This window comes from Streptomyces fradiae (genome assembly GCF_041270065.1).
In the GTDB taxonomy this organism is placed as follows: Bacteria; Actinomycetota; Actinomycetes; order Streptomycetales; family Streptomycetaceae; genus Streptomyces.
The window spans coordinates 212611-234617 of the sequence record NZ_CP065958.1; the positions used below are offsets into that span (position 1 = coordinate 212611).

Here is a 22007-nt window from a genome sequence, read left to right on the forward strand (position 1 = left end):
GAGGCGTGTGTCAGAGTCTGGGCATGCTCGAGATCGTGGTGAAGACGGAGAACGGGGAGCGGCACGTCGGTGTGTCCGCCGAGGAGCTGGCAGCGCTGGTCCGGCGGATCGGTGGTGCCGGTGACCGGTTCCTGGTGGTCCAGCGGATACCCGACCTGCCCGACGTGTTCGCCCAGGTGTGGCACGAGGCCGGTGGCGACTACACGCTGGAGTACCGCGACGGTGCCGCCGACCGGCACTTCCAGGCGACGGTCGAGGAGCCCGGGGCCGTGAGCGCGGCCGCGGCCGGCTGGGCCCGCCAGGAGCCCGGCTGGGACGACGGTCCGGCCTGGTCGCTCCTCGATCTGGGCCCCGTCCGCGAGGCGCCGCAGCTCGACCTCGGCGAGGACGAGCGCGCGGAACTCGAACGGCGGGTGCGTGAGGTGCTGGTCGGCGGCTACGCCTCGCGTGCCGAACTTGCCGAGCTCGCCGAGGACTACCTGGTCACCGGTGACCGTCGGCCCGTCTCGCGCGAGCAGGCCCAGGCGCTGGCCGACCGGCTGTGGCTGGAGCGGGTGGCGGAGCAGGCGACCTGGCAGGGCGAGACGGACCCCGAGCGCCTGAGCCGCGCGTTCGCCGCCCTCGAGGACGCCGGAATCACGGCCCGCGAGAACTTCACCTGCTGCCGTGGCTGCGGCCAGTCCGAGATCGGCGGCGAAAGCGGTCCCGACGCGCGCGGCTTCGTCTACTTCCACACCCAGTGCACGGACTCCGCCGCGGCCGGCCACGGCCTTACGCTCCTCTACGGCGGCTTCGACGGCTCGTCCGAGACCACCGCGGCCATCGGTCAGGAGGTCGTGGCCGCACTCGAAGCGGTCGGTCTCCGCACCGACTGGGACCACGACCCCGGCCGGGCCATCACGGTGACACCCCTGGACTGGTGCCGCCGCCTGGTCGGCTAGGAGCCTGGGTCGGCAACGGGCATCTGGCCGGGTGGGTGTGATCGCCGGTTGCCGGGTGTTTGGCCGGTCCTGTGTGCCGGTGGCGGGTGATCGGGCTTGCCGCCGGGCGACCGGCTCGGCTGGGGCCGATCGGCCCGGCCTGGGTCATTCAGGCGATCGCGGCGGCGAGAGCGTCGGGTCCGGTGTGGCGGAAGATCTTGCGGAGGTTGTGGCAGGCGGCCAGCAGTTGCCACTCGCCTCGGGCGCCGTCCTCGCCGCGCAGGAGGAGCTGGCGGCCGTTCTGGCAGGTCATGATCTGGCCGAAGACGGGGTCGACGATGGCCTTGCGGCGGCTGTAGGCCTTCCGGCCGGGCCTGGTCCGCAGTTTGCGGGCCATGCGCTCCTTCAGGCTCGCATCCTTGGGGATGCGTCCGCGGGGTGCGGGCGGGACGTGCTCGTCGTGGCCGAGTCGGCCGGTGGCCATGAACGTGTTGGTGCCGCAGGACAGTTGGCGGTCCCTGGCGGCTTCGAGGTTCGCATCGGAGCAGTACCCGGCGTCCACGAGGGCCTGCTTGGGGTGAGTGCCGGTGTTGGCGGCGGACTGGTCGAGCATGCTCGTGTAGTTCGGTGCGTCGGAGGCGCAGGTCGTCACGTCGGCGGCGGTGATGATCTGGTGCTGCTCGTCGACGACGGCCTGGGCGTTGTACGCCTGGATGTAGGCGCCGTCGCTGTTCTTCATGATCCGCGAATCGGGATCGGTGAAGTTGGCCTGGCTCTTCGGCTTCGGGCGGGCCCTGGCGGCAGCCTTCTCGCCGGCGTCGATGACGGCCTGCTCGTCGCTGGTGCCTGCGCGTGCCTGGGCGGCGCCGCTCGCCTCGGCATCGGCCAGCAGGGCGGCGGCCGTGGCCTCCAGGGCGGCGATTTCAGCCTCGCTCCGTTCCTCCTTGTCTATGAGCCGGCCGTAGCTCATCGCCTTGTGCTTGGAGGCGTTGACCTCCAGCTTCGTGCCGTCCAGAGCGACATAGGCAGGCGCACCATGAGCCTGGGTTCGTATGGCGGGTAGCCGCGCTTTTCGGTGTAGTCGGCCAGGATCGAGGACAGGTCGAGCGCCTCGTCGACCAGGTCGGCGCCGAACCGGGCCAGGTGGTCTTCGGGCAGCCAGTCGTTCAGCGGCGGAGGCAGGAGCAGCACCTGGCCCGGGTCGAACGCCCGGAACTTCTTGCCCACCGCTGCCGCACGCGCCCGCGGCTGCTCTGGCTCGACCGGCTCGGCCTCGAACAGCCCCTCCTGGTCACGCATACCGGGATCATCCCGCATGAATGATCACGAGACACACGGGGGTTGCCGGCTGCTGAGACACGCTCTTAGCGGATTGTCACGGACTCCCCGACCGGGATGCGCGCGTACTCGGTGCCGCCCTTGAAGTCCAACCAGCCGTCGAAGTACTCCTGGCCGAGCTCGTTGAGCGTGGCGTCGTGGATCGGGAACGCCCGCTTCGGCTGCACCGCCTGCACGAAGTCCAGCGCCTCGGAGAGCTTGAGCCAGGGTGCGGCAGCCGGCACGAGCAGAGTCTCCACCGGCGACGGCGGGACGAACAGTGAGTCGCCCGGGTGGTAGACCGTGCCGTCGACGACGAAACCGACGTTGGCACAGCCGGGCAGGCCGTCGTAGATCTCGGCGTGTGCCCCGCCCACGACGTCGACGGCGAACCCGGCCGCCGTGAACCGCTGCCCCGCGTCGACGGCGACCGCCGCGCCGCCCAGCTCGGGGGCCGACTCGATCGCTGCCGACGGCAGGTACACCCGGAACGCGGAGTTGCGCTGACTCGCCGCCACGAGCTTGGCGATGTCGAGGTGGTCGGGGTGCTCGTGCGTCACCAGCACCTCGTCGACCCCGTCGAGTGCTTCGGCCTCCGAGAACGTCCCCGGGTCGATCACCAGCACCCGGTCGTCCGCCTCCAGGCGCACACAGGCGTGGCCATACTTGATCAAATGCATGCGCCCACTATGGCAGGGACGGTCGAAGGCAGGGCCCTGTTCGATCAGGCTGTGTAGGAGATCAGAGTGTTCCACAGCGTGACAACCAGGTCGAACAGCCCGTCCCCATCACGCATACCGGGATCATCCAGCATGAATGACCACAAGACACACGCGGGTTGCCGGTTACTGAGACACGCTCCTAGGGACCGACCGTCGAGCATCTAACCTGTGAGACCGTCACCCCGAGGGGCGGGGGCAGGGCGGCAGGGCCGGGTGGTCGCGGGTGCGGACGGCGGGGAGCCAGGCCGTGGCGGGCGGGCTCGCGTGCGGGAGGCGGATCCGTAGCCAGACGGAGGAGCGGTGGTCCTCCTCGTCGATGATCGGCTGTCCGTCGGGGAGTCGGCAGTCGGCGGCGAGGAGGTCGCCGTGCCACACCCGGGCGGGGACGACGTTCTCGGCGGTGTACGGGCGCCGCGGGTCGATGGCCAGGCCGAGGCTGCACTCGGGGATGCGCTCGGGGCGTTCGCGGCAGCCGCGGTCCGCGTTGAACACCTGGACCCGGGCGGGGCCGTCGTCGGTGGCGTCACGGCCGGTGTACGACCAGACGGCGCCGCCGACGGCCGTGCAGACGGCGAGCGCGAGGAGCGCGGCGCGCAGCACGCGCCGCCGCCGGGGCCGCGCGGGGCGGCCGGCGGTGATGCGGGCGAGGAGGCGTTCGGCGGTGTGCGGGGCGCGGGCTTCATGGCTGGGCGCGAGGCAGTCGGTGGCGAGGGCGCGCCAGAACTCCGGGACGGCCGGGTCGAGCCGGAGGGCGGTGCGCCCGGCGGCATACTCCTGCACGGCGGCGCCGCGGGCGGTCGGGGTGGCGCCGGGGAAGGGGCGGGCGCCGCCGGTGAACACCTCGTGGACGACGATGCCGAGGGCCCAGATGTCGGCGGTGGGCCGGATGCGGACGCCCTGTTCGCCGAGGGGTTCGCGCCAGCGTTCGGGCGGCAGGTAGTCGAGGGTGCCCATGGGCGGGGCGTAGCCGTGGGTGCCGGAGAGTTCGACGGCGAAGCCGAAGTCGGAGAGCCGGACCTCTCCGTCGGTGCCGATGAGGATGTTCTCGGGCTTGAGATCGGCGTGCACCCAGCCGGCCGCGTGGAGGTGGGCGAGGCCCTGGCAGATGCCGGTGATCAGACGGGCGGCCTCGGCGGCGCCGACCGGGGTGGCCAGGCGTTCGCGGAGGCTGCACCGGGCGCGTTCCATGACGAGGACGATCGCCCCGTCCAGGGCGGGGCGGTCGGGGGCGGCCAGGACGAGGGAGCCGAGCAGCCGGACCAGCCGGGGGTGGCCGGTGGCGCGGGCGAGTTCGACCTCGCGGTGGGCGGCCTCGGCCACGTTGCGGGCCTGGCGCGGGGCGAGTCCGGCGGTCGGCATCACCTTGAGGGCGACCGACGGCGCGTCGGCCCCCTCCTCCGCCCCGGCTTCGGCCGGGTGCGCGGCGTAGACGGTGGCCCAGGCCCCGGTGCCGAGGGGCTCGTCGACGATCCAGTCCCCCACCCGGTGGCCCGGGGGCAGGAGTTCCGGCCCGTCGCTGTCCCAGGTGCCGCTCGCGGCGGGCTCGTACGGCATCGGTGTCGTCGGCGGCATCGTGCCTCAGCCCCGCGCCTCGGGCGGCTGCTGCTCGGGTCGGGGCGGCAGGAGCGCCAGGTGCTCCTCCGTGACGATCCCGAACTTCAGCGCGAGCCCGACGACCGCCTCCCGTTTGCCGTTGCGGCGGTCGGCACGGCCGGCCGCGTCCGGGCCGGGGGCGCCGATGCGCAGCTTCTCGTCGGCGAGGTAGTCGATGTGCGCGCTGACCGCGCGGGCGGTGAGCGGGGTGCGGGCGGCGGCGTGTCCGCGCAGCCGTTCGACGACCTGCGGGGTGGTGGGCACGGCAACCGGTGAGCTGTCGCGGAGCCAGGGCTCGCAGAGCGCGACGAGGACGAGGAAGTACGTGGCGGTCTCGTCGAGCGAGTACGCGGTGAGGGTACGGCTCTCCCAGGAGCCGCCCGCCGCGTGCGGGTCCAGATACACGTGGTCGGGGGCGAACACCTGGAAGGAGAGCGGGGTTTCGCGGCGCGAGGGCAGCACCACGCGGGAGAACTCGAAGGGGATGGGCGCGCCGAGGCGGCGCGGCGGGACGCGCAGGTACTCGCCGGCGCCCTCGGGGTTCTCGACCAGATAGCCGTGGGTGGCGCTGAGGTTGCTGAGCTGCCAGTGGTCGTCGGTGGCGCGGATCTCCCCGGCGAGGCGCGACACCGCCTCGTCGGCGAGCCGGAGTTCGACCGGTGTGGTCGCGGATCCGCGCCCGAACCGCACCCGTTCCCCCGGTCCGAGCCGCAGGGTCACGGCCGTTCCGCCGCCGTTGCCCTCCGGTAAGTGGACGACGATCCCGCTCACCGCACCGCTCCCCCGTCCCGCGCGCCGATGGTTGCCCGAACACGGCGAACGTTACCGCCTGCGCACGGAGATTCACCGCGTGGCATCGGCCACTTCGGCGGCGCACGCGGGGCGGTGGGGGCGCGGGGTGGTGGTGTGCCCGGTTTCGGGTCAGGGTGCGGCGGCTCCCGAGCGCAGGGGCGCGAGGCGCCGGTCGCCGAAGCCGGTCCAGGGCAACCAGCCGCCGGAGGGCCGTTCCTGGACGCGGGTGCGGATCCGTCCGTCGGTGGTGACGGCGAAGACATGGATCCGGCCGGTGGTGTCGGCGGCGGCCGACGGTGTCGCGGCGAGGGCGACGCCCGGTTCGCCGAAGTCCTCGCCGAAGGTGCCGCCCGGGTCCCAGCCGCCGCCGGGGGCGGTCTGCCAGCGGTGGGCGAGGCGTTCGCCGCCGGGGGCGGGGGCGAGGGCTTCGAGGCGCCCGTCGGCGCTCGGTACGAGCAGCGGGGCGCCGTCGGACCAGCCGAGCAGCGGCTGCCAGGCGTCCCAGCCGCCGCTGGGCACCGACTGGCGGCGGTGGAAGGCGCCCGTCCCGGAGGGGGCGATCGCGGTGACGGTCAGCCGGCCGCTGCCGTCGCGGGCGAGCCGGGGCGCGGCGCCCGCGGCGGTGCCGAAGGTGTTCCAGGCGGACCAGGTGCCGCCGGGCGACTCCTGCCAGCGGTGGAGCAGCGCCGTACCGCCGGGGGCGAGGACGAAGGCTTCGAGGCGCCCGTCGGCGTTGGCGGCGACCACGGGCGGGGCGCCCGCCGGGCCGCCGAAGCCCGCGTCCCACGGGTCCCAGCCGAGGGAGCCGGGCGAGCTCTGGCGGCGGCGGGCGATCAGGGTGCCGCCGGGGGCGAGCGCGAACGCCTCCAGGCGGCCGAGGGCGTCGCGGGCGACGGCGGGCGCGGCTCCGGCCGGGCCGCCGAACTCCTCCCAGTCGTACCAGCCGCCGTCCGGCCGCTGCACCCGGTGGTGCAGATTCGCCCCGCCGGGGGCGAGCGAGAACACCTCCAGGCGTCCGTCGGTGGTGCGGCCGAGGGTGGGCACGGCCCCGGCAGGGCCGCCGAAGGGCTCCCAGTCCGACCAGGTGTCGGTGGCGGGGTCGAGCTGCACGCGGCGCAGCATCGAGCGGTCGGCGGCGTCGAGGGCGAACAGGGTGAGCCGGTCCTGCACGTCGAGGGCGGCGGCCGGGTTGTCGGGGCTCTGCCAGGTCGGCGGGGTGTCCTGCCAGCGCAGCGGGGCGATGTGGAGGCCGTGTTCGAACCAGCCGGCGGCGCTCGCATGGGTCTCGGTGCCGTCGGTGACGACCTCGACGGCGTGCCCGGGGACGTGTCCGGCATAGCCGTCGAGGGTGAACCGGAGGGGGTCGCGGGAGGCGAGGACGTCAGTGCCCTCGTAGCCGCCGCGTGGGCCGAGGAAGAGGTAGTACCAGCCGTCCCGGGCGACGACGAAGGGCGATTCGGTGACGGAGACGCCGTCGGCGGCGGTGGTCGCGTCGGCGAAGGCGGTGCCGGGCGCGCTCCAGTGCCGCAGGTCGGTGGAGCGGCGGTGGCACACGAGGTGGCGGCCGTCGGGGGCCGAGAGCTCCGTGTAGTACATGACCCATTCCGTGCCGACGCGCAGGACCATGGGGTCGCGGGCGGCGGTGCCCCGGAACAGCGGGCCTGTGGGGACCCGGGTCCAGGTGAACAGGTCGGTGGAGGTGGCGAGGTTGATCGCGGCGCCGGTGCGGCCGCCGGCCGCGTAGAACATCCAGTAGGTGCCGTCCGCCTCGATGACGTGCGGCGCCCAGAGGTGTTCCTCGCCGTGGTACGCCGGGTCGACGGTGAGCGCGTCGGGGTGGCTGGTCCACGGCCCGTACGGGGTGGGCGCGGAGGCGTGGGCGAAGGCGGTCTCGGCGGCACTGTCGGGTGCCTGGCCGGGCGGTGCGGTGTCGCCGGCGATGCCGAAGAGGTGCCAGCGGTCGCCCGCGCGGATCAGGGTGTGGTCGTTGAGGTAGCGGCGGCGGTCCGGCGTGGACGGGTCGTAGACGTGGGTGAAGGGGCCGGCGGCGATCCACTGGTGGGGCGTGTCGGCCGGGGCGGGGGTGGCGGCGGTCGCGGTGGCGGTACGGGCCGGGAGCGGGAGCACGAGGGCTCCCGCTCCGGCCGTCCGCAGCAGGGTCCGCCTGCTGAGGGGGCGCATGGCTGTTCTCTGTTCTCCGGAGGGAGGCGGGGCTCAGTCGACGGCGGGACCGGAGGTCGTGTTGAGCCAGCCCCATTCGGACCAACTGGAGAATCCGGTCTGCCACTTGTGGAAGACGCCCGCCCGGCTGGTGCCGAGCACCTCGATGCGGCCGTCGGCGTTGGTGGCGGCGGTGACCTCCGTGCCGCCGGTGCCGAAGGACTCCCAGGAGCCGTAGGGCGCGTTGACGCCGGTCTGCCAGAGGTGCTGGGCGACGCTGCCGTTGATGGCGAAGACCTCGACCCGGCCGTCGGGAGAGCGCTCGCTGGTGAGCTGCGCGTCGGCGGGGCCGCCGGTGGACTCCCAGCCGGACCAACCGGTGGCACTGGTCTGGTACTTGTGGAAGACGCCGACCGGTCCGGACGCGAAGACTTCGAGCCGCCCGTCCTGGTTGTGGTCGACGGTCAGGTCGTGACCGCCGCCGCCGAAGTCCTCCCACGCCGACCAGCCGCCGTTCACGGCCGTCTGGTAGAGGTGCTGGAAGGTGTCTCCGTTGAGCGCGAAGACCTCCAGGCGTCCGTCCGGGGCCTTCTCGATCTCGACCCGGCTGTTCGCGGGTCCGCCGCCGGCGGACTCCCAGCCGGCCCAGCCGCTGTTGGGCGCGGTCTGGTACTTGTGGAAGACGCCCACGGGTCCGGACGCGAAGACTTCGAGCCGTCCGTCGGCATTGGCGCCGACGGCGATGTCCTTGCCGCCGCCACCGAACTCCTCCCAGCCCGACCAACCGCCGGAGGGCTGGAGCTGGTAACGGTGCTGGAAGACATTCCCGTTGATCGCGAAGAGTTCGAGCCGCCCGTCCGCGTTGGGCCCGATCGCCAACTCCGCCCCACCGGGACCGCCCAGCGGCTCCCACTCCGACCAGGCGCCGTTCACCGCCGTCTGCCACGCGTGATGGATCCCGTCGGCCCCGGCCGCGAACACCTCAAGCCGCCCGTCCGCCGAACGCGCCGACACCACCCGCCCCGACTCCGCCGGATACACCAGGGGCGCGGGTCCCGGCTCGTGGTGGCCGAGGCGGTCGACGGCGGCCCGCGCCTCGTCCAGGTGCCGCAGGTGGTGGCCCGCGTTGTAGGTGGACCAGGGCTGCCAGTTGGTGCCGCCGTTGGAGATCTCGTACGCCGCGTTCGCGTTGCACTGGGCGTCGTAGGCGCAGGCGTCGTCGACCTCGGGGTGCCAGTAGTCGTTGATCTGCCACAGTCCCCGGTCGCGGGACGGGGGCGTGTTGTTGTACGTGTTGGTCGCCGACGGGTCGCAGCTGGACTCGGCGAGGGCGACGGCGACCGCGGTCACCAGGGCGTCGCCCCGGAAGCCCGCTTCGTAGCCGACCCGGGCGCACAGATCGCTCGGGGCGGCGTACGCGGGCGAGGCGCCGGCGAGGACGCCCGCGGCGAGGAGCAGCGAGACGAGCGCCGACAGGACGACGTTACGGGGCGCTCTTCGGGCGGTGCTTTGCGTGCTGGCCATCTGGTGTCCTCTCCTCAATCGACCGCGGGGCCGGCGCTGTTGTTCAGCCAGCCCCATTCGGACCAGCTGGCGAATCCGGTCTGCCACTTGTGGAAGACGCCCGCGTGGCTGGTGCCGAACACCTCGATGCGGCCGTCGTCGTTCGCCGTGGCGGTGACCTCCGTGCCGCCCGTACCGAAGGACTCCCACGAGCCGTAGGGCGCGTTGACGCCGGTCTGCCAGAGGTGCTGGGCCACGCTGCCGTTGATCGCGAACACCTCGACCCGCTCGTCGGCGGTCCGCTGGCTGCTCAGCTGTGCGTCGGCCGGGCCGCCCGTGCCTTCCCAACCGGACCAGCTCGTGGGGCTCGTCTGGTACTTGTGGAACACACCGACCGGACCGGACGCGAAGACCTCAAGTCGCCCGTCCTGGTTGTGATCGACCGTCAGATCGCGGCCTCCACCGCCGAAGTCCTCCCACGCCGACCAGCCGCCGTTGACCGCCGTCTGGTAGAGGTGCTGGAAGGTGTCTCCGTTCAGCGCGAAGACCTCGAGTCGCCCGTCCGGGGCCTTCTCCATCTCGACCCGGCTGTTCGCCGGACCGCCGCCCGCGGACTCCCAGCCGGCCCAGCCGCCGTTCGGCGCCGTCTGGTACCGGTGGAAGACCCCGACCGGCCCCGAGGCGAAGACCTCAAGCCGCCCGTCGCCGTTCGCGCCGACGGCGATGTCCTTGCCGCCGCCGCCGAAGTCCTCCCACCCCGACCAACCGCCAGAAGGCTGGAGCTGGTAACGGTGCTGGAAGACATTCCCGTTGATCGCGAACAGTTCGAGCCGCCCGTCCGCGTTCGGCCCGATCGCCAACTCCGCCCCACCCGGACCCCCCAGCGGCTCCCACTCCGACCAGGCGCCATTCACCGCCGTCTGCCACGCGTGATGGATCCCGTCGGCCCCGGCCGCGAACACCTCAAGCCGCCCGTCCGCCGAACGCGCCGACACCACCCGCCCCGACTCCACGGGATGGACGAGCGGCGTGGGACGCGGCCCGCTGCCGGGCACGCAGGGCAGCTCCACGCCGCCCTCGGCGAGGTACGGCTCGGGATCGATGCCGTACGAGGCGGACGAGTCGCCCCAGATCCGGAGGTGGAGGTGCGGGCCGGTCGAGTTGCCCTCGGAGCCGATCAGGGCGATCTGCTGGCCGGCCACGACGTGGTCGCCCTCGAACACGTCCCGCTGGTACATGTGCCCGTACTCGGAGATCTTTCCGTCCGGGTGCTGGATGCGGATCCACTGCCCGTAGCCGGAGTCGTCGTAACCGGAGACGGTCACCACGCCGTCGCCCACGGCGTAGATCGGCGCCCCGTAGGCCCCGCCGATGTCCACGCCGTTGTGGCCGCTGTGGAAGTGCTGGGTGACGGGTCCGGCGGCCGGGCAGGCGGTGGCGGACCCCAGGACCTGAGCGGGAGCGGCAGGCGCGCGTACCGGCGTCTGTGCGACGGCCGGGGACGCCGCCACCAGCAGTCCCGGGGCCAGGGCCGCGGTCGTGCTCGCGGCGAGCAGGGCGCGCAGCGCGCGCCGGCGAAGGGCGGACAACACGTGAAGCCCCCCGTCAGGCCTTGCGGAGGCGGTCGATGACGCCGTTGATGTCCCGTTCCAGCAGGTCGCCGCGGACGAAGTGGCCGCCGGGCACCTCGTACGACTCGTGGCGGATGCCCACGCGGTCGAGGTTGGCCTTGAACTCCCGCTGGGTGTCGAGCACCACGGTCTCGTTGGCGTAGCCCTGGATGTCCTCGGGGCTGGTGCCGGCGACCAGGAAGACCCGCTTGTTGCGGTAGCTCTCGATGCGCTGGATCGGGTTGTCGGCGCTGACCCGCGCCTCGTCCCAGAACGGCATGCCGTAGACACTGCCGCCGCCGAGCTCCACGGCGGCCGAGGACAGGTTCGCCCAGTGGGTGACCGCGCCGTTGAAGCCGCGCAGGCTGGCCGGGCCGGAGTGGGCGCTGACGGAGGCGAAGTGCCCGTAGTACTTGGCCGTGTACTTCAGCGCGCCGAAGCCGCCCATGGAGAAGCCGGAGACGGCCCGGCCGTCGTACTCCGCGTAGGTGCGGAAGTTCGCCTCGACCCACGGCAGCAGCTGGGACATGTGGAAGTGCTCCCAGTTGCGCGAGCCGACGGCCGAGCTCACCGGGTTGGAGTACCAGCCGGCGCGTCCGCCGTCGGGCATCACGACGATGAGGCCCTTGCCGGCGGTCAGGCCCCGGATGTTGTGGTGGGCGTCGAAGGTGATGAAGTCCTCCAGGCCACCGTGCAGCAGATAGAGGACGGGGTAGGTGCGGCCGCTCCAGTGGTAGTCGTCCGGCAGCAGGACGTTGACGGCCGGGTTCCAGCCGATGGCGTCCGTCTGGAAGCGGTAGTACCACATGCGGGGGTCGCCCTCGTTGCGCTCGACGATCCGCAGCCCGAAGCCGTCACCGGCCGCCGCGGCCGTGGGGGCGGCGGCCAGGACGCCGCCGGCGCCGAGGGCCAGGGCGGCGGTGAGCCCGCCGGCGGACTTGAGGATGTTCCTGCGCGAAGGCTGCTGCGCGGTCAACGTGACCTCCAGGGGGAGAGGGGAAGCGCGTGGCGCCGGCCGTTCCGGCCGCCCGTGACGGGCGGTTCGGAAGGTAGCGACGTCCCTCCCCCGCGGAGAATCCGGAAGGTTACGGACTGACAGGAGCGGGCGGTGTGGGATAGGGCCCTCGGCACGGCCCTCAGGGCCCGCGGGGTGGCCCGCTCACGCGTTCGACGGCGCCGCGATGGCCTACCGGCTCGGTGTGCTGTCGCGTACGACCGGCGTCGCCGGAAGCAGGAGTCCGGTCGCCGGTGCGGTGGCGGTGCCCTCGACCACGGTGATCAGTCGGTCGACGAGCACGTGGGCGATGTCGGCGAGCGGGAGGCGCACGCTGGTGAGGGCGGGCTGGAGCAGCGTGCAGAGCGGGATGTCGTTGAAGCCGGTGACGGCGACGTCGGTGCCGACGGTGAGGCCGGCCGCGCGGACGGCCTGGTAGGCGGTCAGGGCGAGCCAGTCGCTCGCGCAGACCAGGGCGGTCGGGCGGTCGGGTCCGACCAGCAGACGCTGGAGCGCGTGGGCGAGCGCGGCCGGGTCGTCGTCGGGGACGCCGACCTCGAAGGCGCCGTCGGGGGCGGCCGCGGCGGCCTGGAGCAGGCCGGCCCTTCGGTCGGCGAGCCAGGGCAGGGAGGCGGCGGAGTTGACGTAACAGATGCGGCGGTGGCCCTGTCCGAGCAGGAGGCGGACCAGCTCGGCGGTGGCGGCGGCGGAGTCGATGTCCACCCAGGTCTGCGGGCGGCCGGGAGCCGTGCGGCCGAAGGCGACGAACGGGAATCCGGCCTCGGTGAGCGCGTCGACCCGGGTGTCGTCGTGGATGACGTCGGAGAGGACGAACCCGTCGACCTGGCGGGCGGCGATGAGCCCGTTCAGTGACTTGGCGACCGCCCGGGCGCCCTGTTGGGGGTCGCAGCGGAACAGCAGCACGCGGTGGCCCACGGCGTCGGCGGCGCTGACGAGCGCCTGGAGGAAGCCGCCCATCAGGGGGTTGGGGTCGGCGGGATTGTCGGCGGGTGCGGGATAGCCGATGACCTTGCGGGTGCCGGTACGCAGACTGCGAGCGGACTGATCGGGCTGGTAGCCGAGCTCCTCGATGGCGGCGGTGACCCGGGCGAGTGTGCTCGCGCGCAGCCGGTGGGGGGCGTTGAGGGCGTTCGAGACGGTCTGGCGGGAGACTCCCGCCAGACGTGCCACGTCCTCGATGGTCACCTGTCGAGCGGTCATCGTTCCTCTGTGGGCAGTGGTCGGCGGGCTGCGGGCGGCGACCGGCCGCCCGCAGCCCGCCGTCGTTCAGACCTCGCGGGTCAGGGTGAGGAGTCCGCCGGTCGGTACGGTCACCGGGTTCACCCCGGCGACGAGGTCGAGCACGTTCTCGGACAGGATCTCACCACGGCAGTCCTGGACCAGGGCGAGGGCCCGTTCCGGCCGGGTGGCCGTGAGGAGCACCACCGGGTCGCTGTCGGCGTTGGCGACGAGAAGGACCTGCGGGATGTCCGTGTCGTCCCGTTCCGGGAGGGCGACGGGCAGCGGTGCGTAGCGGGCGACCACCGTGGTGCGGGGGTCGTGGGCGCGAACCAGGGGGTATCCGAGGTCGGGACGGGCGGGTTCCAGGGCACCCAGCTGAAGGACCTCGGCGTACCGGCGGAAGACGCCGAGCCAGAAGCGCAGGGTGGCGAGTTGGGCAGGGGTCTGGGCGCCGAGGTCGACGGAGATCTGCGGGACCGCGAACAGGGCGTTGACGAGGTGGACGGCCACCGACTCGGGCGTCTCGGCGGGGTGCCACATGATCATGTCGGCGTGGACGGCGAGCGGGCCCGCGGTGAGCCGGCAGTCGACGGTGCGCTGGCGGTTCTCCGCGGGGCTGAGCGGGCAGTCGGTCCCCCGGACCATGGTGGCGTACGGCCAGAGGCCGGGGCTGACGTACGGCTGTCGGTGCTCGACGATCACGTCGGGCCGGGTACGGCGCAGCCGGGCGTCGAGGTCGGCGACCAGCCGGCGTACGCCGTCGTGGACGGTGGCGTGGTCGGCGCCGGCCGGGGCGGGCGGGGGGTCGGTGACGGCGAAGCGGTCGATGAAGTCGAGCTTCACGCCGTCCATGCCCCAGTCCTCGACGGCGCGGGACACCTTGTCGATCAGGTAGGCGCGGACCTCGGGGTGGCGGGGGTCGAGCACGGCCGCGTCCAGGTGGGGTTCCTCGCGGAGGATCCGTCCCTTGAAGCGGTCCCAGGCCTCGTTGTGACGGCCGATGAACGGCAGCGCGTACCAGAGGAGGTAGGCGAGGCCGAGGCGATGGACCTCCGCGACGTGGGCCGCGGGGGCGGGGAAGGCCTTCGGGTTGGGCTCCCAGTCGCCGCAGTGCCCGTAGCCGCGCGTACGGTCGGAGGTCTGCCAGCCGTCGTCGACGATGACGCTCTCGCAGCCGACGGCCGCGGCCAGGGCCGCCTGGTGTTCGACGGTGGCGGTGTCGACGTTCTGGTGGAGGCTGTACCAGGTGGAGTAGGCGGGCATGCGTGCGGCGGGGGCGATGCCGGGGTGGTCCGTACCCTCGGCCCACCAGTCGGTGACGGCCCGCAGGGTGGCGGCGAAGTGCCGGCCGCTGAGGTCGATCCGTACGCTCAACGGCGGTCCGCCCGGGGCGAGTTCCTGCTCGACCGTGAAGGCGAACTCGCCGCTCTCCTCCACCACGCCGGCACCGACGCGTACGGGGGCGGCCGTCTCGCCCGCCGCGGCGGTGCACAGGGCGCGGTCGTCGGTGCCGACCAGGCTGGCGACGGGGGCGCCCAGGGCGAGCGAGACGGTGCGGGGGGCGCTCCAGGACGGCGGAAGCCAGCGGGAGGCAGCGGTGTCCGGGGTCCAGTAGGCGGTGGCTCCGACGCAGGGGACGCGCCATTCGGCGCGGAGGGTGACCGCGTCCGTCGCCCTGACCTCGATGAGCGCGACGCCGTCGGCGAGCCGGGTGGCGGCCGCCTCCCACCGGTCGCTGCCGAGCCCGGTGAGGTGAACGGTGAGCGGGGCTCCGGTGGGGTGGAGCAGGTCGGTGCGGAGCTCCCGGTGGGCGACGGTGCCGGGGGTGGTCTCCGTGGGAGCGTTGGGGCGCCAGACCGGGACGGGCTGCCCGGCGGTGGGGTCCGGCGCGGTGGTCTCCGGCGCGGTGGGGTCCGGCGCGGTGGTCTCCGGTGGGGTGGTCACTGTGGTCACTCCTTGGTGGCCCCGGCGAGCAGGCCGGAGATGAATTGGCGTTGCAGGACGAGGAAGAGGGCCATCACGGGGATGGCGGCGATGGCACTGGCCAGCAGCAGCTGTCCGTAATTGGTGGTCGAAAGGCCCTGGAGGGTGGCCGTGGCCACGGGGAGCGTGAACATCTCGGGGCTGCGCAGCGCGATCAGCGGCCAGACGAACTGGTTCCAGCTGCCCAGGAAGACGAACAGGGCGAGGGCGGCGATGATCGGCCGGTTGACCGGGACGACGATCCGCCACAGCACCCGCAGCTCACCGGCGCCGTCGACGCGGGCCGCGTCCAGGAGTTCGTCGGGCATGGACCGCAGCGCCTGCCGCATCAGGAAGATGCCGAACGGGGTGACCAGACCGGGCAGGATGACGGACTGATAGGTGTCGATCAGACCCAGTTCCATCATCATCTGGAAGATCGGGATCAGCATCACCGTGTCGGGGATGACCAGGGTGCTGAGCAACAGGGCGAAGAACAGCCTGCGTCCGCGGAAGTCGAACTTGGCGAAGGCGTAGCCGGCCAGGACCGAGACGACGACGGCCCCGACGGTCTGGACACCCGCCACCACGACGGTGTTGAGGAGGACGCGGGCGAGGCCGACGGACTCCTGAAGCCCTTGGAGGTTGTCCAGCAGGTGGCCTCCGGGCAGCAGCTTCGGCGGCCAGGAGAACACGTCCCTGTCGTCCTGGGTGGCGGCCATGGCGAGCCAGTAGAACGGACCGACACAGAGCCCGAAGGCGCCTGCGAGCAACAGCGTGAGCAGGGGGCCGCGCGTCTTCATCGGCGCTCTCCCATCAGGCGGACCTGGACGATGCCGAGGACGGAGACGATCAGCGCGAGGGCGTAGGCGAGGGCCGAGGCGTAGCCGAAGTCGAAGTACTTGAAGCCGTTGTTGTAGAGGTACATGGTGACCGTGAGGGTGGAGTTGTCGGGACCGCCTCCGGTGAGGACGTACGGCTCGTCGAAGAGCTGGAGGGTGCCGATGGTGGAGAGCACCACGGTGAGGAGCAGGATCGGCCGCAGCTGGGGCAGGGTGATGGCGAAGAAGCGGCGGACCGGACCCGCGCCGTCGACCATGGCGGCCTCGTACAACTCCCGGGGAATTCCCTGGAGTCCGGCGAGGTACATGACGGCGTTGTAGCCGGTGTAGTGCCAGGTGATGACGAGGACGACGGCGACGCGGGCCCAGAAGGGGCTGCCGAGCCAGTTCACCGGATCGACGCCGACGAGCGAGAGCACCCAGTTCAGCAGTCCGGCGTCACGGTTGAGGATGACGGAGAACATCACGCCGGCGGCGACCAGGCCGGTCAGGGACGGGATGAAGACGCCGAGTCGCCAGAGCGGACGCAGCCAGACCTTGGTGGAGTTGAGGCCGAGCGCGACGAGCAGGGCGAGGCCGAGCATCAGCGGCACCTGGACGACCAGGATGAGCGCGGTGTTCCTGAGCGCGGTCCAGAACAGCGGGTCCGCCAGGAGGCGCCGGTAGTTGGCGAGTCCGGCGAACCGCTCGCTGTCGCCATTGCCGATGGTGAGGCTGATCCAGAACGAGGCGGCGATGGGGTACGCCTTGAAGACGGCGAAGCCCAGGACGGCGGGCGTGATCAGCAGGTACGGGAAGGAGCCACGGGTCAGCAGCCGTCGCCGGCCCGGCCGGGCGGGGCGGCCTGCGGGTCCACGGACGCCGCGACCGGCGGCTCCGGCGGGTACACCGGTCGCGGGGGCGGTTGCCCGGGCGGTCGCGGCCCGGGGGTCGGGGGCGCGTTCGGGCGGGGCGAGGGACATGATCAGGCCCCCTGCTGCCGACCGGTCTGCTGGACGAGCTGCTTCGACGCGGCCCTGAGCGCCTCGGCCGGGTCGGCGCCCTTGACCAGGACCTGGCTCTGGGCGTCGCTCGCGAGCTTCAGGGCGCGGCTGTAGTCGCCGGTGAAGTTGGTCGCGTCCGCCCCGGCCCCGAGCGAGTCGACGAAGGAGCGCAGCACCCGCTGGCCGCCGTAGAAGGGGTGCGGTGCGCTGAACTTCGGGTCGGCGTAGGCCGACTTGAGGGCGGGGAAGACGCCGCCGGAGGCGAACATCCGGTTGATCTCGGCCGGCTTGGTCAGCGCGTACTCGACGAAACGCCAGGCGGCCTTCCGGCGCTTGCTGGTGGCGGAGACGGTCAGGTAGGTGGAGTTGACGATGGCGCTGCGGCCCCCGCCGGGGACAGCGGCGGGCGGCTGCATGACGCGCCACTTTCCGCTCTGTGCGGGGAACTTGGTGGCCAGGTACTCGATGGCCCAGGCGGGGTACGGGGCGGTGGCGAGCTTGCCCTGGCCGACGAGCCGCTTCCAGGTGCCCTGTCCCGCGGTGTCGGCGAGGAGCCCGGCGTCGTTGAGCCGCTTGATGACGGTGAGGGCCTGGATCGCCTCCTTGGAGGCGAGGGTGACCCTTCCGTCGTGGTCGAAGTAGAAGGCTCCCTGAAGCTGCATCAGGTTCTGGAAGAAGTCCATGTCCTGGGTGGTGCCGGGCTTGTCGAGGCCGAGCAGCTGCGCGCCGGTGGCGGCGAGGATCTTCGGTCCGGCGGCGATCAGGTCGTCCCAGCTGGTGAGGGAGGCCGGGTCGACGCCGGCCTTCTCGAAGTAGTCGTGCCGGTAGAACAGTCCGAGGGGGTTGACCTCCCAGGGGAGGGCATGGACGGCTCTGTCCTTGCCTATGACGGTCGGCCACAGGCCCTCGACGAACGCGTCCTTGTACCGGTCGGCACCGAGCCTGGACAGGTCGGCGAGGCCCTGGGGGAACTTCTCCAGGTAACCGGGCAGGTAGTCGACACCGATGTGGAGGACGTCGGCGAGTCCCTTGCCGCCCGAGGCGAGCCCGACGGTGATCTTGTCCCAGATGGCGGGGTTGCCGAGGTCCTGGACGTCGACCTTGATGCCGGGGTTGTCCCGCTCGAAGGAGGGGACGACGCCACGCAGGGCCTCGGCCGCGGTGGTCCAGCTCCAGACGGTGATCGGACCGCTGTCGCCGTCGGCCCCGCCGGTGCCGCCGCCCGATCCGCCGCTGCCACAGGCGGTCAGGCCGAGTCCGGCGGCGGAGGCGGTGGCGAGGTGGAGGATCTGGCGGCGGCTCAGGTGGTGGGACATGTCGGCTCCTGCGTACGAGGGTTGTCGGTGCTGGGGCTGGGGCTGGCGCTGGTGTTGCTTGCGCTGGTACTGGTGTCGCTGCTGGTGCTGGTGTTGCTGCTGGTCCGGATGTGACTCGTGAGGATGCGGCTCGCCCGGTGGGTGAGCGTGTGCAGCGCCTCGGCGAACAGGTCCGTCGCGGCGGCCGAGGTGGAGGCGTGCGGCGAGAGCCGGATCCACTCGCCGCGGCGGGTGGTGATCACACCGGCCGCTCCGAGGGCGTGGTGGACGGTGACGGGGTCGTGACCGGGGAGGCGGAAGGTGCCGATGCCGGCCCGCTCCCGCTCCCCCAGCCCGTCCAGCAGGACCTCGGCACCCGCCCGCCGCGCCCGGTCGAGCAATTCGGCCAGGGTGGCCCGGATGCGGGGGCCCATGGCGGCCGGGCCGCCCCGGTCGAGCAGTTCGTCGATGGCCGCGCCGAGGGCCGCCGCGGCCGGGAAGTCCGGGTTGGTGGCGAGGTGCGCGGCGGCCCCGGGCAACGGCGGCGCCGGATGCCGCGTCGCGAAGGGCTCCGTGACGCCGGCCCAGCCGCCGATGCCGGGAGCCAGTCGCTCGGCGCACCGGTCGCGGATCAACAGCAGTGCGGCTCCCCAACCGGATCGCAGCCATTTCTGGCCTCCGCTGACGAGGATGTCGGCGGCGTCCGCCTCAAGGGGGACGGCGCCGAGCCCCTGGATCCCGTCGACGATCAGCAGTCGGTCCGGCCCGAGGATCTCCTTGAGCGCGGCGAGCGGTGCCACGTGTCCGGTGAGCGAGTCGACGGCACTGACGGTGAGTGCCGTGACCTCGGGAGTGAGATGCCGGCGCAGGAGGTCGGGAGAGATGTGCCGGTGCCCGTCCGGATCGACGAGGCGGACGTCCGGGCCGCCCCGGCCGGCGAAGCGGATCCAGGGGTAGACGTTGGCGGGGAACTCGTACCGGGGCACCAGTACGGTGCCGGGTCCGCGCAGAGCGGCGGCAACGGTGAAGAGACCGTTGCTGGTGGACGGGGAGAGGGCGATCTCGTGGGGTCGGGCCTCGAGGAACCTGGCCGCCGAGCCACGGGCGGCGTCGCTGAGGGCGAAGAGCCGGTCCAGGTCGCCGGGGCCGGCCCGGCCGGCCAGGGCGGTCGCGTCGGCGAACGCGGCGGCGGCCACGGGGGCGAGCGGGCCGACCCTGGCGTAGTCGAGATAGCCCACCGGCGGACCACCGGAAGGGGATGGATCCTGGATTTGATCGTTCAAATTACATCCCTTGTGAAGCCAGGCCACGAGATTCCTGGGATTTGAAGGTTCACATTAGAGAGACCACAGCGCCCCGACAAGAGGTCGGACGACGCCGGAACAGGCAGACGGCCGGCGTGCGGCCGAAAGGCACACGCCGGCTTGAGTCCGCTCGTCCCGTGGAGCCGGGCGTCAGACGAGGTCGCGGTAGCGGCCCACCCTGCTGGAGAAGAGGTAGAGCGGGGGCAGACAGGCGCTGGCGCAGACGGCCCAGAGGGCGGTGTGGGCGCCGGCGAAGGTGGCGAGGAGGCCGGCGGTGAGCGCGCCGAGCGGCAGTGCGCCCCAGGAGACGAAGCGGACCGTGGCCATCACGCGGGACAGCAGCTCCGGGGGCGACTGGGTCTGCCGGTAGGTGCGGGTGGTGATGGAGCCGATGACGGTGCCGAAGGCGAAGCCGGCGTTGCCCAGGGCGAACCAGTACGCGTCCCCCGCCGACGTGGTCAGCGGGGCGAGCAGGAGCAGCGCGCCGCCGGCCAGGTCGGCCCCGATGATGCCCCACGCGGTGCCGAGGCGTGTGGTCACCCGGACCGCGACGGCGGCGCCGGCGAGCCCTCCGACCCCGTCCATGGCGAGGACGAGACCGAGCTGTACCGAATCGAGGCCGGCCTCGCGGACCAGGTAGAGAGGGGTGAGGGCCAGGAGGGCCGCGTTGAGGAAGTTGGCGGCGGTCGCCCAGATCATGCAGGGCCGCATGACCGGGTGCCTGATGACGTACCGCCAGCCCTCGCTCATCAGCCGGAGCACGCTCTCGCCGGTGCGGGGCGCGGGGCGGCTCTCGGGGAGGGTGCGCAGGAGCACGGCGGAGGCCAGATAGCTGGCGGCGTCCACGACGAGCGCGCCGACCGGGCCGGTCGCGCCGATCAGGACGCCGCCGAGGGAGGGGCCGCCGGTGTCGGTGACGGCGTGCGTGCCGGACATGACGCTGTTGCGGGCGGCCAACTGCCGGGCCGGGACGACGGCGGGCAGGAAGGTCGAGTTGCCGATGTCGAACAGCACCGTCGCCGCGCCGGTGACGAGCGCCGCGATCAGCAGGTGCGGATACGTGAGGGTGCCGAGCCACCAGGCGAGCGGCAGCGATCCGAGCGCCGCGGACCGTACGAGGTCGAGCACGACCTGGAGCCGGCGCAGCGGTACGCGCTGCGCGACGACGCCCGCCGGGAGGCTGAGCAGCAGCCAGGAGACCTGTCCGGCGACGGCCAGCAGGGCGACCTCGAAGGCGGTGGCGTCGAGGACGGTGAGGGCGACGAGGGGCAGGGCGAGGGCGGTGACGGCGGTACCCGCGCCGCTGACGGTGGAGGCGGCCCAGAAGCGCCAGAAGACGCCCGGCGGCGAGGTCTCCCGCTCGTCGTCGCGTTGGTCGTCCTCCGGGATCGCTCGTGTCCCGCTCATACGGCGCCCACCCCCTGGGTCTCATTAGTCTCTTTTCGGAACTCACTCGTTCCGGGTGAGTTTCTATCGGGAACGGACCGCATGGCGCAAGATGGTCCCGATGAGCGGCCGCCGTGCGCGGAGGAGTGGAGACGCTGTGATGAGGTCGGTGCCCGAGCGGGACGCGGCATGCGCGATCGCGCATGCCGCGGCGGTGGTCGGCGACTGGTGGAGCCTGCTCCTGATCCGGGAGACCGCGCGCGGGCACCACCGGTTCGACGCGCTCCAGGAGGAGCTGGGCATCTCCCGGAAGGTGCTCACCGAGCGCCTGGCGCACCTGGTGGCGGCGGGGGTCCTGGAGAAGGTCCCGTACCAGGACAGGCCGGTGCGGCACGAGTATCGGCTGACGGAGAGCGGCCGGGGGCTGCTGCCGGTGCTGCTGTCGATGCAGGACTGGGCGGACCGCTGGGTCTTCGGCGACGGCTCGCTCAGCGGCACCGCCGACGAGGCGAGCGCGGAGGCGCGGCGCGTCGCGGGCCTGGCGGGCGAACGGCTGCCGCGTCTGGAGCTGCCGGGCCACCGGGACGGCGTGCCGGTGGACCCGGTGACCGGCGGCGTGGCCACCGTCCTGTTCTGCTATCCGGCGACCGGGACCCCGGGCCCCCTGCCGGACGGCTGGTCGGGCATCCCCGGCACCGTCGGCTGCACGCTGGAGAACCGGCTCTTCCGGGACGCGTACGAGGACTTTCGCGCGGTGGGTGCGGAGGTGCGCGGCGTCAGCACCCAACGCCCGGACGAGCAGCGGGTGTTCGCGGTCGAGGAGGGCCTTCCCTTCACGCTCCTCTCGGACGTCGACCTGCGCCTCGCCGCCGCCCTGCGACTGCCCACCTTCCGCGCCGGGCAGCTGCTGCGGCTGAAACGGGCCGTGCTGGTGGTGGACCGCGACCGCGTGGTGCGGCACGCGCGCTTCCCGGTGACGGACATCCCGGCGGCGGTGGACGAGGCACTGACGGAGGTGCGGCGCCTGGCGGCAGAGCGCTGACGACACCCGCGCGGACCTCTGCCCGCCCCTTCCCCGCCCATTGACGCCATGGCCGAGTCACTGCGCGGCGGACTCTCCCTCGGCCTGTCCGGCTTCGGCTTCTGGAGCCACGACATCGGCGGCTTCGAAGGCACCCCGACCCCCACCGTCTTCAAGCGGTGGGTGCAGTTCGGGCTGCTCTCCTCGCACCGAGCGCACCGCCGTGATCCCCGCCACCGACGGCCCCGGTGAGACTGCCCGCTTCCACCTGCGCCGCCGTGGGGGCCGCCTGCACGTGACCACCGACAGCCCGCACCCGTGGCAGCTGCGGATCGGCAGCCCGAACGCAACGTTGCACACC

The 22007-nt window shown here is 72.8% G+C and carries 16 protein-coding genes and 2 pseudogenes; 3 read left to right on the forward strand and 15 right to left on the reverse strand.

From position 1 onward, the window contains the following. Nucleotides 1-23 precede the first annotated feature (23 nt). Complete coding sequence (locus JAO84_RS00920; RefSeq protein ID WP_370409504.1) at nucleotides 24-941, forward strand: hypothetical protein; 918 nt, start codon at nucleotides 24-26, stop codon at nucleotides 939-941. A 148-nt stretch (nucleotides 942-1089) separates the two neighbouring features. Here JAO84_RS00920 and JAO84_RS00925 read toward each other — a convergent pair. The 15 genes and pseudogenes from JAO84_RS00925 to JAO84_RS00995 all read right to left on the reverse strand — a co-directional run bounded on the left by JAO84_RS00925 (nucleotide 1090) and on the right by JAO84_RS00995 (nucleotide 20646). Next, nucleotides 1090-2201 (reverse strand): annotated as a pseudogene (locus tag JAO84_RS00925) (transposase). A gap of 83 nt (nucleotides 2202-2284) precedes the next feature. Then, nucleotides 2285-2917 (reverse strand): MBL fold metallo-hydrolase, encoded by a 633-nt coding sequence (locus JAO84_RS00930; RefSeq protein ID WP_370409506.1) that lies wholly within the window; start codon nucleotides 2915-2917, stop codon nucleotides 2285-2287. A 219-nt stretch (nucleotides 2918-3136) separates the two neighbouring features. Beyond that, complete coding sequence (locus JAO84_RS00935) at nucleotides 3137-4531, reverse strand: serine/threonine-protein kinase (RefSeq protein WP_370409508.1); 1395 nt, start codon at nucleotides 4529-4531, stop codon at nucleotides 3137-3139. A 6-nt stretch (nucleotides 4532-4537) separates the two neighbouring features. Further along, nucleotides 4538-5323: a serine/threonine protein kinase gene (locus tag JAO84_RS00940; protein WP_370409510.1), complete on the reverse strand. Its 786-nt coding sequence runs from the start codon at nucleotides 5321-5323 to the stop codon at nucleotides 4538-4540. Nucleotides 5324-5473: 150 nt separating this feature from the next. Next, nucleotides 5474-7525, reverse strand: coding sequence for a family 43 glycosylhydrolase (locus tag JAO84_RS00945; RefSeq protein WP_370409512.1), 2052 nt, complete (start codon nucleotides 7523-7525; stop codon nucleotides 5474-5476). 33 nt (nucleotides 7526-7558) lie between these two features. Then, nucleotides 7559-9028, reverse strand: a complete 1470-nt coding sequence (locus tag JAO84_RS00950) for a hypothetical protein (RefSeq protein WP_370409514.1) — start codon at nucleotides 9026-9028, stop codon at nucleotides 7559-7561. 14 nt (nucleotides 9029-9042) lie between these two features. Then, nucleotides 9043-10599 (reverse strand): peptidoglycan DD-metalloendopeptidase family protein, encoded by a 1557-nt coding sequence (locus JAO84_RS00955; protein ID WP_370409516.1) that lies wholly within the window; start codon nucleotides 10597-10599, stop codon nucleotides 9043-9045. Between the two features lie 13 nt (nucleotides 10600-10612). Then, nucleotides 10613-11593, reverse strand: a complete 981-nt coding sequence (locus tag JAO84_RS00960; protein WP_370409518.1) for an alpha/beta hydrolase-fold protein — start codon at nucleotides 11591-11593, stop codon at nucleotides 10613-10615. Between the two features lie 210 nt (nucleotides 11594-11803). Further along, nucleotides 11804-12832, reverse strand: a complete 1029-nt coding sequence (locus tag JAO84_RS00965; protein ID WP_370409520.1) for a LacI family DNA-binding transcriptional regulator — start codon at nucleotides 12830-12832, stop codon at nucleotides 11804-11806. Between the two features lie 66 nt (nucleotides 12833-12898). Further along, entirely contained in the window at nucleotides 12899-14797 is a 1899-nt protein-coding gene (locus tag JAO84_RS00970) for a glycoside hydrolase family 36 protein (protein WP_370409522.1), read from the reverse strand. A gap of 5 nt (nucleotides 14798-14802) precedes the next feature. Then, complete coding sequence (locus JAO84_RS00975; protein WP_370409524.1) at nucleotides 14803-15618, reverse strand: carbohydrate ABC transporter permease; 816 nt, start codon at nucleotides 15616-15618, stop codon at nucleotides 14803-14805. Then, complete coding sequence (locus JAO84_RS00980) at nucleotides 15615-16619, reverse strand: carbohydrate ABC transporter permease (protein ID WP_370409526.1); 1005 nt, start codon at nucleotides 16617-16619, stop codon at nucleotides 15615-15617. Before JAO84_RS00980 ends, JAO84_RS00975 begins: the two co-directional genes overlap by 4 nt. 2 nt (nucleotides 16620-16621) lie before the next feature. Further along, a complete protein-coding gene (locus JAO84_RS00985) occupies nucleotides 16622-17956 on the reverse strand; it encodes a sugar ABC transporter substrate-binding protein (RefSeq protein WP_370409528.1) in 1335 nt (444 codons plus the stop codon). Continuing rightward, nucleotides 17941-19173 carry an aminotransferase class V-fold PLP-dependent enzyme gene (locus tag JAO84_RS00990; RefSeq protein ID WP_370409530.1) on the reverse strand — a complete coding sequence of 411 codons (1233 nt, stop codon included), beginning with the start codon at nucleotides 19171-19173 and terminating at the stop codon, nucleotides 17941-17943. The genes JAO84_RS00985 and JAO84_RS00990 overlap by 16 nt, the downstream gene beginning before the upstream one ends. 216 nt (nucleotides 19174-19389) lie before the next feature. Then, complete coding sequence (locus JAO84_RS00995; RefSeq protein WP_370409532.1) at nucleotides 19390-20646, reverse strand: MFS transporter; 1257 nt, start codon at nucleotides 20644-20646, stop codon at nucleotides 19390-19392. A gap of 139 nt (nucleotides 20647-20785) precedes the next feature. Here JAO84_RS00995 and JAO84_RS01000 point away from each other — a divergent pair, with 139 nt between their 5' ends. Together JAO84_RS01000 and JAO84_RS01005 are read left to right on the forward strand one after the other, a co-directional pair. Continuing rightward, a complete protein-coding gene (locus JAO84_RS01000; RefSeq protein WP_370409534.1) occupies nucleotides 20786-21667 on the forward strand; it encodes a winged helix-turn-helix transcriptional regulator in 882 nt (293 codons plus the stop codon). Nucleotides 21668-21709: 42 nt separating this feature from the next. Continuing rightward, nucleotides 21710-21892: pseudogene (locus JAO84_RS01005) on the forward strand (TIM-barrel domain-containing protein); the annotation flags it as partial. Nucleotides 21893-22007: the final 115 nt, after the last annotated feature.

What these genes read in the sequence shown, in the direction of transcription:
- JAO84_RS00980 (WP_370409526.1), bottom strand. Translation starts at nt 16,619, where the DNA reads ATGTCCCTCGCCCCGCCCGAACGCGCCCCCGACCCCCGGGCCGCGACC.
- JAO84_RS00965 (WP_370409520.1), bottom strand. Translation starts at nt 12,832, where the DNA reads ATGACCGCTCGACAGGTGACCATCGAGGACGTGGCACGTCTGGCGGGA.
- JAO84_RS00920 (WP_370409504.1), top strand. Translation starts at nt 24, where the DNA reads ATGCTCGAGATCGTGGTGAAGACGGAGAACGGGGAGCGGCACGTCGGT.
- JAO84_RS00950 (WP_370409514.1), bottom strand. Translation starts at nt 9,028, where the DNA reads ATGGCCAGCACGCAAAGCACCGCCCGAAGAGCGCCCCGTAACGTCGTC.
- JAO84_RS00945 (WP_370409512.1), bottom strand. Translation starts at nt 7,525, where the DNA reads ATGCGCCCCCTCAGCAGGCGGACCCTGCTGCGGACGGCCGGAGCGGGA.
- JAO84_RS00975 (WP_370409524.1), bottom strand. Translation starts at nt 15,618, where the DNA reads ATGAAGACGCGCGGCCCCCTGCTCACGCTGTTGCTCGCAGGCGCCTTC.
- JAO84_RS01000 (WP_370409534.1), top strand. Translation starts at nt 20,786, where the DNA reads ATGAGGTCGGTGCCCGAGCGGGACGCGGCATGCGCGATCGCGCATGCC.
- JAO84_RS00930 (WP_370409506.1), bottom strand. Translation starts at nt 2,917, where the DNA reads ATGCATTTGATCAAGTATGGCCACGCCTGTGTGCGCCTGGAGGCGGAC.
- JAO84_RS00935 (WP_370409508.1), bottom strand. Translation starts at nt 4,531, where the DNA reads ATGCCGCCGACGACACCGATGCCGTACGAGCCCGCCGCGAGCGGCACC.
- JAO84_RS00985 (WP_370409528.1), bottom strand. Translation starts at nt 17,956, where the DNA reads ATGTCCCACCACCTGAGCCGCCGCCAGATCCTCCACCTCGCCACCGCC.
- JAO84_RS00995 (WP_370409532.1), bottom strand. Translation starts at nt 20,646, where the DNA reads ATGAGCGGGACACGAGCGATCCCGGAGGACGACCAACGCGACGACGAG.